The organism is Rhizobium terricola, from assembly GCF_012927355.1.
Taxonomy (GTDB): domain Bacteria; phylum Pseudomonadota; class Alphaproteobacteria; order Rhizobiales; family Rhizobiaceae; genus Allorhizobium; species Allorhizobium terricola.
Genome location: NZ_JABBGK010000001.1, coordinates 773,864 through 789,041 on the forward strand (window position 1 = coordinate 773,864; position 15,178 = coordinate 789,041).

General features: G+C 65.1%; 13 protein-coding genes and 1 other RNA gene. 8 read left to right on the top strand and 6 right to left on the bottom strand.

Annotated features, from left to right (window positions below; translation table 11 throughout):
* The first annotated feature begins 43 nt into the window (after positions 1-43).
* The 4 genes from HHL25_RS03575 (at position 44) to HHL25_RS03590 (ending at position 9,357) form a co-directional block, all read left to right on the top strand.
* Complete coding sequence (locus tag HHL25_RS03575; RefSeq protein WP_390624507.1) at positions 44-3,160, top strand: efflux RND transporter permease subunit; 3,117 nt, start codon at positions 44-46, stop codon at positions 3,158-3,160.
* A 38-nt stretch (positions 3,161-3,198) separates the two neighbouring features.
* Positions 3,199-3,951 (top strand): dienelactone hydrolase family protein, encoded by a 753-nt coding sequence (locus HHL25_RS03580; RefSeq protein WP_169587340.1) that lies wholly within the window; start codon positions 3,199-3,201, stop codon positions 3,949-3,951.
* A 154-nt stretch (positions 3,952-4,105) separates the two neighbouring features.
* A complete protein-coding gene (locus HHL25_RS03585) occupies positions 4,106-5,515 on the top strand; it encodes an FAD-binding oxidoreductase (protein WP_169587341.1) in 1,410 nt (469 codons plus the stop codon).
* Positions 5,516-5,589: 74 nt separating this feature from the next.
* Positions 5,590-9,357 carry an AsmA family protein gene (locus tag HHL25_RS03590; RefSeq protein WP_169587343.1) on the top strand — a complete coding sequence of 1,256 codons (3,768 nt, stop codon included), beginning with the start codon at positions 5,590-5,592 and terminating at the stop codon, positions 9,355-9,357.
* Between the two features lie 75 nt (positions 9,358-9,432).
* On the opposite strand, the gene HHL25_RS03595 is transcribed toward HHL25_RS03590, so the two are convergent.
* From HHL25_RS03595 to HHL25_RS03620, 6 genes are all read right to left on the bottom strand, one after another.
* On the bottom strand, positions 9,433-9,804 hold the full coding sequence (locus tag HHL25_RS03595; RefSeq protein WP_169587345.1) for a FlxA-like family protein: 372 nt from the start codon (positions 9,802-9,804) through the stop codon (positions 9,433-9,435).
* Between the two features lie 168 nt (positions 9,805-9,972).
* The gene (locus tag HHL25_RS03600; protein ID WP_169587347.1) at positions 9,973-10,191 is read right to left on the bottom strand and encodes a ribbon-helix-helix domain-containing protein; all 219 of its coding nucleotides are present in this window, start codon (positions 10,189-10,191) and stop codon (positions 9,973-9,975) included.
* A 98-nt stretch (positions 10,192-10,289) separates the two neighbouring features.
* Positions 10,290-10,481 carry a DUF4169 family protein gene (locus HHL25_RS03605; RefSeq protein ID WP_169587349.1) on the bottom strand — a complete coding sequence of 64 codons (192 nt, stop codon included), beginning with the start codon at positions 10,479-10,481 and terminating at the stop codon, positions 10,290-10,292.
* 72 nt (positions 10,482-10,553) lie between these two features.
* Positions 10,554-11,063: an SspB family protein gene (locus tag HHL25_RS03610; RefSeq protein WP_169587351.1), complete on the bottom strand. Its 510-nt coding sequence runs from the start codon at positions 11,061-11,063 to the stop codon at positions 10,554-10,556.
* Between the two features lie 138 nt (positions 11,064-11,201).
* Positions 11,202-11,570: a transfer-messenger RNA gene (ssrA, locus tag HHL25_RS03615) on the bottom strand.
* 13 nt (positions 11,571-11,583) lie between these two features.
* Complete coding sequence (locus HHL25_RS03620; RefSeq protein WP_169587353.1) at positions 11,584-11,979, bottom strand: AprI/Inh family metalloprotease inhibitor; 396 nt, start codon at positions 11,977-11,979, stop codon at positions 11,584-11,586.
* A 214-nt stretch (positions 11,980-12,193) separates the two neighbouring features.
* Here HHL25_RS03620 and HHL25_RS03625 point away from each other — a divergent pair, with 214 nt between their 5' ends.
* The 4 genes from HHL25_RS03625 to hflK all read left to right on the top strand — a co-directional run bounded on the left by HHL25_RS03625 (position 12,194) and on the right by hflK (position 15,176).
* Positions 12,194-12,502 carry a DUF2853 family protein gene (locus HHL25_RS03625; RefSeq protein WP_169587355.1) on the top strand — a complete coding sequence of 103 codons (309 nt, stop codon included), beginning with the start codon at positions 12,194-12,196 and terminating at the stop codon, positions 12,500-12,502.
* A gap of 86 nt (positions 12,503-12,588) precedes the next feature.
* Complete coding sequence (locus tag HHL25_RS03630) at positions 12,589-13,383, top strand: thymidylate synthase (RefSeq protein WP_169587357.1); 795 nt, start codon at positions 12,589-12,591, stop codon at positions 13,381-13,383.
* 27 nt (positions 13,384-13,410) lie between these two features.
* A complete protein-coding gene (locus tag HHL25_RS03635) occupies positions 13,411-13,935 on the top strand; it encodes a dihydrofolate reductase (RefSeq protein WP_169587360.1) in 525 nt (174 codons plus the stop codon).
* A 146-nt stretch (positions 13,936-14,081) separates the two neighbouring features.
* Positions 14,082-15,176 carry an FtsH protease activity modulator HflK gene (gene hflK / locus HHL25_RS03640; RefSeq protein WP_169587362.1) on the top strand — a complete coding sequence of 365 codons (1,095 nt, stop codon included), beginning with the start codon at positions 14,082-14,084 and terminating at the stop codon, positions 15,174-15,176.
* Positions 15,177-15,178 lie beyond the last annotated feature (2 nt).

Consider the following 15,178-nt stretch of genomic DNA (forward strand, 5'->3'; position numbering starts at 1 on the left):
AATTTCAGAGCAAGAGGGCGAGGTGCTCGCCGACGAAAAGGACGTGGCGAAGGCCGCCCCCGACGGGCAGACTGGCTTCACGGCTCTCTTCATCCGCCGGCCGATCTTCGCGGCCGTGACCAATGCGCTGATGGTGGTCGCCGGACTTGCCGCCTTCTACGGCGTCGAAGTGCGCGAACTGCCGGACGTCGACCGGCCGGTGATCACGGTGAGGACCACCTTCGACGGTGCCGCGCCGCAGACGATCGACCAGCAGCTGACGACCGTGATCGAGGGGGCCGTGGCGCGTGTCGCCGGGCTCAAATCAATGTCCTCGACCTCTTCCTTCGGCAACAGCCGGGTGACGCTCGAATTCTCCGATGCGACGGACCTCAACGTCGCGGCGAGCGACGTGCGCGATGCGATCTCGCGCGTCTCGAACAGCCTGCCGGACGATGCCGACGAACCGCGCATCGTGAAAGCCGATTCCGACAGCGACCCGATCATGCGGCTCGCGGTCACCTCCGACCGGATGAATCTCGAAGACCTGACGCTCTTGGTCGATAACGAGATCTCCGACCGCCTCGCCTCCGTCGACGGGGTGGCGGACATCGAGCTCTATGGCGACCAGGACAAGATCTTCCGGGTCGACGTCGACCAGTCGGCGCTGGCGAGCCGCGGGCTGACGGTCGCATCGCTGGCCTCCGCGCTGTCCAACATCGCGTTCGACGTGCCGGCCGGTTCGATCACCAGCTCGACGCAGGACATCGTGGTCCGGGCGACCGCCGACCTCAAGACGCCGGAAGACTTTACCCGGCTGATCATCGGGCCGAACGTGCGGCTCGGCGACGTGGCAACCGTGACCTTCGGGCCGGACCTTTCCAGCACCGCACTGCGCTCGAACGGCAAGGCCGGCATCGGCCTCGGCATCATCCGGCAGGCGCAATCGAACACGCTGAGCATTTCGAACGGCGTCAAGGCGATGGTCGAGCGGCTGCAGGCCGAACTGCCGGAGGGGACAGAAATCCGCATCACCAGCGACGACGCGGTGTTCATCCGCGGTTCGATCGACGAGGTGGTGAATGCGCTGGCGCTCGCCGCGGTGATCGTCATCGGCATCATCTATCTCTTCCTGCGCGACTGGCGCGCCACCATCATTCCGGCAGTGACCATGCCGGTGTCGCTGATCGGCACGCTGGCGGCGGTCTACCTGGTCGGGTTCTCCATCAACATCCTGACGCTGCTCGCCATCGTTCTGGCGACCGGCCTCGTGGTCGACGATGCGATCGTGGTTCTCGAAAACATCGTGCGCCGGCGGGGCCAAGGGCTCGGGCCGCGGGCCGCTGCCGTGCTCGGCACCCGCGAGGTGTTCTTCGCCGTCATCGCCACGACGGCGACGCTTGCCGCGGTCTTCATCCCGCTTTCCTTCCTGCCCGGGCAGGTGGGCGGCCTGTTCCGCGAATTCGGCTTCGTGCTCGCCTTTTCGGTGACGCTGTCGTCGATCGTTGCGCTGACCCTCTGCCCGATGCTCGCCTCGCGGATGCTGACCGCGCACGCGATCGAGCACCACAGCGGGCCGCTGGCGCGGTTCGGCGACGCCTTCGCCGCCTTCTATCGCCGCTCGCTCAGCGCCTGCCTCAATGCACCGCTGGTGGTGGTTTCGATTGCCGTCGCCTTCTCGCTGATCGCACTTGCCGCCTTCTCGCTGATCACCAACGAGCTGACGCCGCGCGAGGACCGTTCGGCGGTCATGGTGCGCGTCTCGGCGCCCCAGGGGGTCAGCCTCGACTACATGCAGGACCAGATGCGCCGGATCGAGGAGGCCATGCAGCCGCTGCGCGACAGCGGCGAGGTGGCAAACCTGTTCTCGATCTCCGGCTTCGGCAGCAACAAGAACAGCGGCTTCATGGTCCTGACGCTCGCCCCCTGGGGCGAACGGGAACGCAGCCAGGACCAGATCGTGCAGGACGTCAGCCGCATCACGCAGGGCATCCCCGGCGTCAACGCGACTGCCATGCAGCCGAACAGCCTGCGTATCCGCGGCGGCGGCAGCGGCCTGCAGTTCGCGCTCGTCGGGGCAAGCCACGAGCAGCTGACGGAAGCCGCGATCAAGGTCGTGGCCGATCTTGAAGCCGACGGCAGCTTCGACAATCCGCGGCTGTCGAACGACATCAGCCAGGCGCAGCTCGGGGTCTCGATCGACCGCGAGCGGGCAGCCGATCTCGGGATCGACATCACCGGTCTTGCCCAGGCGCTCCAGTCGCTGCTCGACGGGCGCTCGATCGGCGACGTCTTTGTCGACGGCGAGGCCTATCCGGTCAAACTCACCTCGACCACCCGGCCGATCGATGACCCGACCGATCTCGAAAACACCTTCCTCAAGACAACCGACGGCAAGACCGTGCCGATGTCGGTGATCGCGCGGCTCGAAGAAAAGGCGGTCGCGCCGTCGCTCGGCCGCGAACAGCAGCTCGCCGCGGTGCAGATCACGGCCGGGCTCGGGCCGGGGCTTTCGCTCGGTTCGGCGCTGGAAAAGGCGAACGCGATCGCCGGCCCGCATCTGCCGGCCGGCGCCCGGCTGCTGCCGCTTGCCGAGGCCGCGACGCTCAACGAGAACAGCAGCGGCATGGGGTCGACCTTCGGTTTTGCGATCGTGATCATCTTCCTCGTGCTGGCGGCCCAGTTCGAAAGCGTGCTGTCGTCGATCATCATCATGGCGACCGTGCCGCTCGGCCTTGCCTGCGCGGTCTTCGCGCTGCTGTTGACCGGCACCAGCCTCAACGTCTACAGCCAGATCGGGCTGGTCATGCTGGTCGGGATCATGGCGAAGAACGGCATCCTGATCGTCGAGTTCGCCAACCAATTGCGCGATCGCGGTCAGGGCGTGCGCGAGGCGATCGAGAATGCCGCGAACCTGCGTCTTCGGCCGGTGATGATGACGATGATCGCCACCATTCTCGGCGGCGTGCCGCTGGTGCTGGCGCATGGTGCCGGTGCGGAGGCCCGCATCGCGCTCGGCTGGGTGATCGTCGGCGGCCTCGGCTTTGCGACCGTGGTGACGCTTTATGTGACGCCGCTCGCCTATCTGGGGCTGGCGCGCTTCGCCAAGCCGCATGCGGACGAAGAGGCGCGGCTGCAGAAGGAAATGGAGGTTGCGGCGGCCATCGAAGCGGGCGAATAATGGCTTGTTCCCGAAGGGGCGAGGCAGGGAGGCGGACGATGACCACGACAAGGCGCGACATCAGGATCGAGATGCCGGACGGTTCCGCCGAAGCCGGCCTTTTCACCCCGCAGGCCGGGGCGAAGGACAAGCTTCCCGGCGTCATCCTCTACATGGATGCCTTCGGGCCGCGGCCGGCGCTCGAGGGCATGGCCGCGCGGCTCGCCGCGGAGGGCTATGCCGTGTTGCTGCCCGACCTCTTCTATCGCTTTGCCCCCTATGGCCCCTTCGATGCGCCCACCGCCTTCAAGGTCGATGCCTCCGCCAAGCAGTTGCGGGCGATGATGACCGGGACGACGCAGGCAATGACCGCGAAGGACGGGGCCGCCTTCATCGCCACGCTGGACGAGATCGGCGTCAGGCGATCGATCGGCGTGGTCGGCTACTGCATGGGCGGTGCCCGCGCGCTCAATGCGGCGGCGGCCTATAGCGACCGGATTGTCGCGGCGGCGAGCTTTCACGGCGGCAATCTCGCAAGCGACCAGCCGGACAGCCCGCATCTGAAAGCCGGGTCGATCAAGGCAAAGGTGTATGTCGGCACGGCGGGGCAGGACGGATCTTTCCCGCCGGAGCAGTCGGCCCGCTTCGTCGAGGCCTTCCGCAAGGCGGAGGTCGACTTCGTTCTGGAGAATTATGTCGGCATGGCACATGGCTGGTGCGTGCCGGATCACAGCGTTTACGACGAGGCCGGGGCCGAGCGGCACTGGCGCCGGCTGACGACGTTCCTGGCCGAAACGCTGAAGGCCGACTGAGGGGCGGGGGTGCCCGTTGCCATGTCAGGTCTCGTACTGGACAAAGCCCGAACCATATCTCATAGCTTCCACCCGAAGCGGGCCGGCCGTCAGCCGGGACGCGATTTCGCACGGCATTTTGGACTGCATTTTGGACTGCATGGAGACTGGTTGAATGGCCTTGAAGGATGTGGTTGCGGGTACCCGCAACGAAGAGGGGATCGCGGCCGTTGTCGGCATCCTCAAGCAGAGATTCGGCGAACGTTTCCAGACCGGCCAGTCCTTCCGCGAGCAGCATAGCCACACGACCTCGTATCTTCCGGCGCAACTGCCGGACGGCGTGGTCTTCGTCGAGACGGCGGAGGACGTGAAGGCGGTGGTCAAGGTCTGCGCGGCGCACAGGGTGCCGATGATCCCGTTCGGCACCGGCTCGTCGCTGGAGGGCCATGTCAACGCGCCGTCCGGCGGCATCTCGCTCGATTTCAGCCGGATGAACAAGGTGATCTCGGTCAATGCCGAGGACCTCGACTGCACGGTGGAGCCGGGCGTCACCCGCGAGGACCTCAACACCTATCTGCGCGACACCGGCCTGTTCTTCCCGATCGATCCCGGCGCCAATGCCTCGATCGGCGGCATGGCCTCGACGCGGGCGTCCGGCACCAATGCGGTGCGCTACGGGACGATGAAGGACAATGTGCTGGCGCTGACGGTGGTGACGGCGGACGGCGAGGAGATCCGCACGGCGCAGCGGGCGCGCAAGTCGTCGGCCGGCTACGATCTCACCCGACTGTTCGTCGGTGCGGAGGGCACGCTCGGCATCATCACCTCGGTGACGCTGCGGCTGCAGGGTATCCCGGCGAAGATCGGCAGCGGCGTCTGCGCCTTTCCGAGCCTCAAGGCGGCCTGCGACGCGGTCATCATGACCATCCAGCTCGGCATTCCGGTGGCGCGCATCGAACTGCTCGACGAGATGCAGATGAAGGCGGTCAACGCCTATTCGCAGCTCTCCTATGCGGAAAAGCCGACGCTGTTCGTCGAATTTCACGGCACCGAGGAGACGGTGGCGCTGCAGGCCGAGCAGTTCAAGGAGATCGCCGCCGAATTCGGCGCGGACGAATTCCAGTATACCGCCAATGCCGAGGAGCGGGCGCAGCTGTGGAAGGCGCGCCACAATGCCTATTGGGCCGGCCGGGCGTTGGCACCCGAGCTGAACGGCCTGTCGACCGACGTCTGCGTGCCGATCTCGCGGCTTGCCGAATGCGTGGCCGAAACACAGGCAGACATCCGCGACAGCGGTATCCTGGCGACGATCGTCGGCCATGCCGGCGACGGCAATTTCCACGTCCTGCTTCTCTTCAACGACAAGGACCCCGCCGAGATCGCCCGCACCGAGGCCTTCATGGCGCGGCTCAATGCCCGGGCTCTCGCCATGGAAGGGACCTGCACCGGGGAGCACGGGGTGGGGCAGGGCAAGATGAGCTATCTCGAGCAGGAACTGGGATCTGCGCTGCCGGTGATGCGGTCGATCAAAAAAAGCCTCGATCCGGACAATATCTTCAACCCCGGCAAGATCTTCCGCCTGTGAACCGCTCAACCGGCGGCTTGCCCCCGCCGGGAATTGCATTACCTTTGCGGCGGAAGTGAACGGAGTCGCAGGACGTGCTCGGACGCATACTGGTTTTCCTCGGCGGGCTCATCGTCGTAGCGCTGTTCGGGGCGCTGCTGGCGCCGCTTTTCGTCGACTGGACCGACTTCCGCAAGGATTTCGAAAGTCAGGCGAGCCGTATCCTCGGCAAGAAGGTGACCGTGCAGGGCGCGGTCAATGCGCGGCTCCTGCCGTTCCCCTCCGTCACCCTGCATGACGTCACCGTCGGCACCGACAAGGACGGCCAGCCGCTGGTCAGGGTCGCCCGCTTCTCGATGGATGTCGAGCTTGCTCCCTTCCTTTCCGGCGAGGCGCGCATCTTCGACATGCGGCTGGAGGAGCCGAGGGCGCGGATCCGGCTGCTCAAGGACGGGACGCTCGACTGGCTGCGCGGCAGCAGCGCCGAGATCCCGGCGCGCACCGTCGTGCTGGAAAAGGTCAGCGTGATCGGCGGCGAGATCGAGTTCATCGACGAGCAGACCGGCCGGGAGCGCAAGATCACCGGCCTCGACGCCGACATGTCGGCGCGGTCGCTGGCCGGACCCTGGGCCGTCGACGGCCGCGCGGTGCTCGACGGGGAGGCCGGACGTTTCGGCCTCAACAGCCTGCAGCCGGAAGACGGGCGCAAGGGCATTCCGCTGAGGCTGCGGCTGCTGCCGGAAAAGCGCCCGTTCGAGGTGGAACTCGACGGTACACTTGCACTCAAGGACGGCCGGCCGAGCTATGACGGCCATTTCAGCGCGCTGTGGAAGAGCCCCAAGCCGGCGAAGGGCGAGGCCGCCAAGACGCCGCCGCCGCGCGCCAAGGGTGAGTTCCAGCTGACCAACGAGCGGATCGGGGTGAAGTCCTACCGGTTCGAACTCGGCGAGGTTGCCGACCCTTACGTGGTGACTGGCGAGGCCAAGCTGGACACCGGCGCCAATCCGGAATTCCTGCTGACCGCCGAAGGCCAGCAGGTCGACGTCAACCGGCTCGCCAACAACACCCAGCAGGGCAAGACCGGGCGCAATGCGGCCGGGTCGGTGCGCCAGCGGCTCGACCTGCTGATCGCGATGGCGGCCGAGATCCCGATCCCCAACGTACCAGGGCTCGCGACACTGAGGCTCCCCGCGGTGGTGGCCGGCGACACCGTGCTGCGCGATATTACGCTCGACGTTCGTCCCGATGGCGGCGCCTGGAAGGTCGATCGCGCGGTCGTCGTGTTGCCGGGCCGCACGCAGGTCGAGGCGAAGGGACGTCTGGTGCTGACCGAAGCGCCGTCCTTCAGCGGCGACCTGCTGGTCGCCTCGACGCAGCCGTCGGGGCTCTCCACATGGATTTCAGGCAGTGTCGATCCGGCGATCCGCCAGCTGAAGTCGATGGGCTTTTCCGCTTCCGTCAACCTGACCCGGCAGATCCAGCGGTTCGAGAAGCTGGAAATGGCGATCGGCCCGGCGCAGCTCAACGGGCGCCTCGAGCGCCAGCAGATCGATGAAAAGGCTGCGGCGCTGTCGATCGATCTTTCCGGCAACGAGATCGACCTCGACGCGGCGCGCGCGATTGCCGGGCTGGTGGCCGGCGAGGATACCGCACAGGCGATGCTTGCCCAGCGCATTGCGACGCGGCTCAAGGTCGAGAAGCTGACCGGTTACGGCATGGAGGCGCGCGGGGTCGAGACCATCTTCACCTTCGACGAGGGCGGGTTCGTCGTCGACCGGCTGAACGTGGCGAACCTCGCGGGTACGGCGCTCAAGGCGAGCGGCACCGTCAAGGGAGCACTGCCGGCGCTCTCCGGCAAGGCGCAGGTGGCGCTGTCGGCGACCGATCCGGTACCCTTCCTCGCCATGCTCGCCGAGCGTTTGCCGAAGCATCCGCTGATCGCGCGTTTCGTCAACAGCGCCTCCTGGTATCGCGACAGCAACCTCACCACCAGCCTTGTCTTCGGCGAGGCGGCGGGCGGCGGCATGGCAGCCAAGGTCGCCGGCACGGCGAACGGCAGCCGGGTCAGTCTCGACTACGGCATCAGCAATCTCGCCAAGCGCGACGACGCAAAGATGACGCTTTCGGCGACACTGGAAAATCCGGATTCGCAGATCCTGCTCGGCCAGGCGGGCCTCGATCCGCTGCCGATCGGCAGCGGCGAGCCGGGACGCATCCAGCTCAGCGTGAATACCGCCGGTGCGGCGCCGGCGGATACCGTCGTCAATTTCGCGGCCGGCCAGACGTCCTTTTCGGCGCGCGGCAAGATCGACCTTGCGGCTGGGACCTTCCCCAAGGGCAGTGGCGCGATCAAGCTCGAAAGCGCGGATCTCGAGCCTTATCTGGTGATGACCGGGATCGTTCTGCCTCAGGGCGGCACCGGTCTTCCCGCCAAGCTTTCGGGCGACCTCACGGTCGGCGACGGCAAGGCGGATCTCTCGGGGATCGACGCGGAGGCTGCCGGAAACCACATGGCGGGTGCGCTCTCGCTGACCTGGACGGGTGTGGTGCCGAAGTTCGGCGGCCAGCTGTCGATGGATCATGCCGAACTTGCCTGGCTCGCCGAGAACGTTCTTGGGCCTGTCAGCGATCCGGCGACGGGTTCGTTGTCCGCTTCGCCGTTGCCGAAACGCGGCAGTGACTTCGATCTCGACGTGGCGCTTACCGTGCGCAGTTTCTCGCCGGGTGCGCTCGGCTCGATTGCCGACTTCACGACGCGGCTGAACGGCGCGGGCGGGCAGCTGACCTTCGAGGACATGGCTGGCAAGTGGCTGGGCGGACAGATGAGCGGGCGCCTGATGTTTGCCAACACTGACGGCAACGGGTTCTATCAGGGCCGGCTCGCGTTGCGTCAGGCGGATCTGGCAACGACAGCCAAGCAGCTCGGCGACACCGCGCGACTGCCGGCGCTCTCGGGCGCCTTCGACGCGGACCTGGTGGCAGAGGCCAGCGGGGCGAGCGTTGCGGAGCTTCTCAAGGGCACCAACGGTTCCGGCACGATCAAGATCGGGGCGCTTGCGGTCAACCAGTTCGACACCGGGCTCCTGCCGCGGCTGATCGCCAAGGCGGACGAGATCAAGGGCGAGATCACCGGCGCCCGCGTCGAGGAACTCGTCGAAACCCTGCTGGCCGAAGCGCCGAGCACGTTCACCAATGTGGAGCTGCCGTTCAACATCACCGACGGACTGCTCCGCGCAACCAATGTTTCGGCGGCCAATGACGCCGCCAAGCTCGACGGTGCGCTGCGTGTCGATCTCGGCAAGCGCGCGACCGATGGCGAGATCCGCGTCGGTTTCAAGGCGGGCGACGAGGCACTGGCCGGAGCCGATCCGGCCATGCGCATCCTGCTGTCCGGCGATGTCGGCGCGCCCGAGCGCAGGCTCGATGTCGGCGATCTCACCAATTTCCTTTCGCTCCGGGCCTTCGAACGGGAGCGCCGGCGCGTCGAGACCCTGCAGTCCAACGTTCTGGAAAAGCAGCGGCTCAGGCGGGAGGCGGCGCTCTACCGGTTCAATGCCGAGCAGCGGGCCATTGCTGCGGCACAGGAGAGGGCGGCGCGCGCCGAAGAAGAACGGCTGAGGGCGGAAGCCTTGCGCCGCGCGGCGGAAGAGGAGGCCCGGCGGAAGGCCGAGGCAGAGGCGGCGGCGCGGGCGAGAGCCGCCGAGGATGCTGGGCAGCCGGCGCCCGAGACGCCCGAGGAACGGGCCACCACCACCGACAGCATCCCGGCGACGCCACTTCTTCCCGTCTCGCCGTCCGAAGGTGTGACGCGCGGCGAGGCCCTGCCGCCGTTGACGTTCGAAGGCGTGCCGGGCGTCAACTGAGACGGGTCTGCCGAACGCGCATAAGAAAAGCGGCCGTTTCCGGCCGCCCCTGGCATCAAGAAGACGATCCGGCGATCAGACGTAGGCGTAGCGCTCGCCGAAGGGTGTTTCCTCGTCGAACTTGCCGGTGCCGATGGTTTCGCTTTCGCCGGACAACAGGGCGGCCGCACCCTCTTCCGGCGTCTCGGACTTTCCGGATGCCTTTTCTGCGGCCTGGGCCTCGGTAAGAGCGGCCTGGGCCTTGGCGAGTTCGGCGCGAAGCGAGGTCAATTCCTCGGAGATTTCACTCTTCTCGTCGGCGGTTTCGGCGCTGGAGAGCGATTCTTCCTTGGTGGAGATCTGCTTTTCGAGCTTGGCGACGGAAGACTTGAGAGCGGCAATGCTTGACCCGCTCGAAGACGTGTCGATCGAAGTCGTGGAAGAGGTGGATGAAACTGCGCTGACCATAACAGGATCCCTATAAAAAGAGCTTTTCGTGCCAAGGCGCGCGTTTCGAAGGGCAGTTACGCGCTACATCGCCTCAATTAAAAGATGGACATCGAAACAATTATCGTCCGGCATCTGTAGCGTACTGCCTAATCCGTTAATAATTGATTGCGTCCGTCATGTTTCGGGTCAGCTTTTGGCGGCTGCCTTGAGGTGCGCCAGGACGTAAAGGCGAATGGCGGAAGAGAGGTTGGTGCGGGGATCGCGTGCTTCGTCGACTTCGGTGACGAGGGCGGCGAGCGGCATCGTGCGGGCCGCTGCGATGACGGTCAGTTCCTGCCAGAAGGGCTCCTCCAGCGAGAAGCTGGTGCGGTGGCCATGCAGCGTGATCGAATGCTTTCGGATCATCGTGAAGCTCCGCTTTCAAGAAGCGAACCGGGTTCCTGCCAAACTGATTCCGAAAACGCCTGCAGATCCTTGATCGGGAATCGCTTTTGCCCGTCCGGTCATTCGCCCTCGGGCTTGTCGAGGCGTCCCTGGTCGAGCGACTTCTCAGCCTTTTCGTTGAGTGCGCGCGTCAATTCCTTCTCCGCCTTGGTGCGGCCGAAGGTGATGCGATTCTGATCGGCCTGCTTTTCCTTTTCCGAGCGGGCCTTCGACTTGCGGAACTGGCGGAGATTGACGACGTCTGCGCTCATGGCCTTGTCCTCGATGCCTGTCTCCCCCGATACCCGGAGGCGCGCCGATGGCGGCGCGCGAAAAGTCCGGGATCAGTGCTTCTTGCGGAATGCGTCGAGCGAAACCACCGAGCCCGGCTTCTTTTCCTCGTCGCCGGCCTTGGCTTCTGTCTGTTCCTCGCCGCGCTCGACGGCCGAAACCGGGTAGGCGGTGATCTCGGCACCTTCCTCGTCCTCGTCCGCCAGCGGAACGTCGAATTCCAGCTCGAAATTGACGGACGGATCGTAGAAGCCGCGGATGGCGTTGAACGGGATGACCAGCTTTTCCGGGGTGTCGGAGAAGGAAAGGCCGATCTCGAACTGGCTGTCGGTGATCTTGAGGTCCCAGAACTGGTGCTGGATGACGATGGTCATCTGCTCGGCATACTTGGCCTTGAGGTGCTGCGAGATGCGCACGCCCGGCGCGCCGGTCAGGAAGGTGATGAAGAAGTGGTGTTCACCCGGAAGACGACCGGTGGCAGCGACTTCGGTCAAAACCTTGCGGATAACACCGCGCAGCGCGTCCTGAGCCAGAATGTCGTAGCGAATATGGTCCTGCCCCATATGATCCTGTCTTTCTCTTGCTTCATGTCTTGCCGCGGCTATATGCCATGGCGACCGACACGGGGAAAGCCCCCCGGCCACGAGTCATGACCGGCATATTACATGATTTTCAGATAGGTGGGTAGGCAAAGGAGGGAAGGTGAAGGCTTCTGTTGCCAGGTGCCTTCGGACCCCGCCTCAAGGGGCTAACCTAGAGGACTTGGTTCGGATTTCCCGCACCGCCATTAGGCAGCGAGAGCATAACCCTTAGCGTTGTTGTCGTTTGCAACTACACTTGTGACCCGATAACGGCGGTATCATGCCGAGCAAAAGTACGATCTTTACGCCCTTGTCGATCCTATTTCGCCCCCATCAAAAGCCGGCCTTCCGAGACCGACCGGTTTTTGGTGGAGGCGCCGGGTACCGCCCCCGGGTCCAATAGGTTTATTACACCGACCATTTATTGCCATAGCCGACCCGAAGACCGGCAAGAGACATATAGGTGTTTCGTATCGCGATGAAAAGGGGTGTCATCGTTCCGTCATCGAAGAGATTTCGTCGCTCCGTTCTTGCCCAAATCCGACCGCCGCATGACGAGGAGAGAGCCGTCCGCCAGCCGGCCCGCCATCAGGCCGCGGGCGGGTGTGAGGCTGACGACCGGTCGGCCGGCGCCGTCGAACAGCACGAAGCCATTGCGGTCGGGCGCCCAACCGCGCACGGTCGCCAGAGGGCCGTGGCACCTTGCCGCCCGTGCGGCGAAGAGGCCGGCGCGGGAGACGCCTTCGAGTTCCACGCGGCAGGCGGTCTCCTGGCCGTCTCCGGCCTGGCGCCAAGTCCCGAGGAGATGGGCCGGGGCGGGCGATTGCGCGCGGGCTTCGGGAAGCGCCATCATCAGCAGCGTCATCACGAACGCCGACATCATCCATCTGGAGGCCATTTCGACTGTCTTCCGCGTTCGGGCCGGACGCCGGACGGTCCGGCATCCCACTTTCTTCTCCGGTCCCTTGCGAAAAGGCAATTGGCGACGGTATTTTCTCGCCCGCAGGTCTTTCCGCGTGATCCCTGCCGCTTGACGGTCCCGGCGGCCTCTCACATTCTGCTTATCAAGCGGGCGCGCATGAGACGCCCGTAACCGAGCGAAAGGACAGGCCATGACGGACTATCTCGCAGATGTGAAGCTTTACGATGCCGGCGCCGACGAGGCGGTGGTCAACAAGATCGTGCGTCACCTGGGCATCGCCCTTCGCAACCGGGATTCCTCCCTGGTTTCTGCCTCAGATCCGGCGGAACTCGACCGCGTCAAGGAAAAATGGTGCGGCAAGAAGCTCGGCGTGACCGGCGAGGCGGCCGACAAGGCCGTCGATGCGGTCTGCGCCGCGATGAAGGCTGACAAGAGCAAGTCGCGCGTGACCTTCTATTATCTCGTGGCCAAGGAGCTCGGCAAGCTCGGCGACCTCTGACGCCACCTTGGAAAACCACCCGGGCGGCTTGGTTCTGCCGTCCCGGGACGCTACATTGCCGCCGAACAGGAATCGGCGGCACCTTCATGAAGCAATATCTCGACCTCTTGCGTCACGTGATGGAGACGGGCTCGGACCGGGGCGATCGCACCGGGACGGGGACGCGCTCGATCTTCGGCTACCAGATGCGCTTCGACCTTTCGCAAGGGTTTCCGGTCACCACGACCAAGAAGCTGCATCTCAAGTCGATCATCCACGAGCTGTTGTGGTTCCTGAAGGGCGAGACCAACATCGCCTATCTCAAGCAGAACGGCGTGACCATCTGGGACGAATGGGCAGACGAGAACGGCGATCTCGGGCCGGTCTACGGTGCGCAATGGCGGTCCTGGCCGGACGGCAAGGGCGGCCATATCGACCAGATCGCCAAGCTCATCGAGAGCATCACCAAGAACCCGAATTCGCGCCGCCACATCGTATCCGCCTGGAACCCGGCGGAAGTCGACGAGATGGCGCTGCCGCCCTGCCACTGCCTGTTCCAGTTCTACGTGGCGGACGGCCGGCTGTCGTGCCAGCTCTACCAACGTTCGGCCGACATCTTCCTTGGCGTGCCGTTCAACATCGCCTCCTATGCCCTGCTGACGCTGATGGTGGCGCAGGTGACGGGGTTGAAGCCCGGCGACTTTATCCACACGCTGGGCGACGCGCATCTCTATGCCAACCACTTCGAGCAGGCCGAGCTGCAGCTGTCGCGCAGCCCGAAGGTGCTTCCGGTGATGCGGCTCAATCCCGAGGTCAAGGACCTGTTCGCCTTTACTTTCGAGGACTTTAGCCTCGAAGGCTACGAGGCGGATGCGAGCATCAAGGCGCCGATCGCGGTCTGAGGCGACGGGGCAGGGGGAAGAGCAGGCATGGCCGATCCGAAAATCGTCATCGTCGTCGCCATGGCGGCGAACCGGGTCATCGGCCGGGACGGCGACATGCCGTGGAAGCTCTCCACCGATCTCAAGCGGTTCAAGGCGCTGACGCTCGGCAAGCCGCTCGTCATGGGCCGCAAGACCTTCGAGTCGGTCGGCGGCAAGCCCCTGCCGGGACGGCCGCATGTGATCGTCAGTCGCAGTGCAAAGATCGAGGCCGAGGGCGTCGAAGTGGTCGACAGCCTCGAGGCGGGTCTCGAGCGCGCCAGAGCGATCGCCAGAGAGCTCAATGTCGGCGAAGTCTGCGTCGCCGGCGGCGGCGAGATCTACCGTCAGGCGATGGCCTTCGCCGACACGCTCTACGTCACGCATGTCGAGGCAGAGCCCGAGGGTGACACGGTTTTTCCGGAAATCGACCCGGCGGTGTTCGAAAAGGTCGAGGAGACGGCGGTCCCCGCCGGCGAGAAGGACAATTATCCGACCCGCTACGCGATCTATCGCCGCCGCGCCGCGACATAACGTATTATTTCCCAGAACTCTCGAAGAAGTTAAGTGCTTTCCGTTGAAAGCCCTTCTGCCGATACCTATAACGGATCAGACGTCCGGGCAGGGCCCTTGCCGGCATTGCAAACGGATCGGGAGAGACAACAGTCAAAGAGGTATGAATGCCCTGGAGCAATCAGAACGGCGGCGGCCCATGGGGCGGCGGCGGCGGTGGAAATAATCAGGGCCCCTGGGGGCAGGGGCCGAACCGGCCGCGCGGCGGCGGTGGCGGCAACACGCCCCCCGATCTCGAGGACCTGATCCGTCGCGGACAGGACCGGCTGAAGAACATCGTTCCCGGCGGCTTCAACGGCGGCGTGATCGCGCTGCTTGCGATCGTGCTCGTCGGCTTCTGGGCCATCCAGGCCATCTACACCGTCCAACCGGACGAACGCGGCGTCGAGCTGCGCTTCGGCAAGCCGAAGGACGAGGTCTCGCTGCCGGGCCTGCATTTCCACCTGTGGCCGCTCGAAACCGTCGAGATCGTCAAGGTGACGGAACAGCAGCAGAATGTCGGCGCCAAGGCGTCGTCGTCGTCGAGCGCCGGCCTGATGCTTTCGGGCGACCAGAACATCGTCAATGTGCAGTTCTCGGTGCTCTTCACGGTCAGCGACCCGAAGGCCTTCCTGTTCAACATCGAGTCGCCGCAGCTCACCCTGCAGCAGGTCGCCGAAAGCGCCATGCGCGAAGTGGTCGGCCGCCGTCCTGCCCAGGACATCTTCCGTGACGCCCGCCAGCAGATCGCGGCGGACGTGAAGGGTATCATCCAGGGCACCATGGACGCATACGGCGCCGGCATCTCGATCAATGCGGTCGCCATCGAGGATGCCGCACCGCCGCGCGAAGTGGCCGACGCCTTCGACGAGGTCCAGCGCGCCGAGCAGGACGAGGACCGTTTCGTCGAGGAAGCCAACAAATACGCCAACCAGCAGCTCGGTCAGGCTCGAGGCCAGGCGGCGCAGATCCGCGAAGAGGCAGCCGCCTACAAGGATCGTGTCGTCAAGGAGGCCGAAGGTGAGGCGCAGCGCTTCATCAGCATCTACGACCAGTACAGCAAGGCGCCGGACGTGACCCGCAAGCGCCTCTATCTCGAAACCATGGAGCAGGTCCTGAAGAATTCGAACAAGGTCATCATCGACGAGAAGCAGGGCGTCGTGCCCTATCTCCCGCTGAATGAGATCGGCCGCATGGGCCAGACCCAGCAGGGAGGCAACTGACC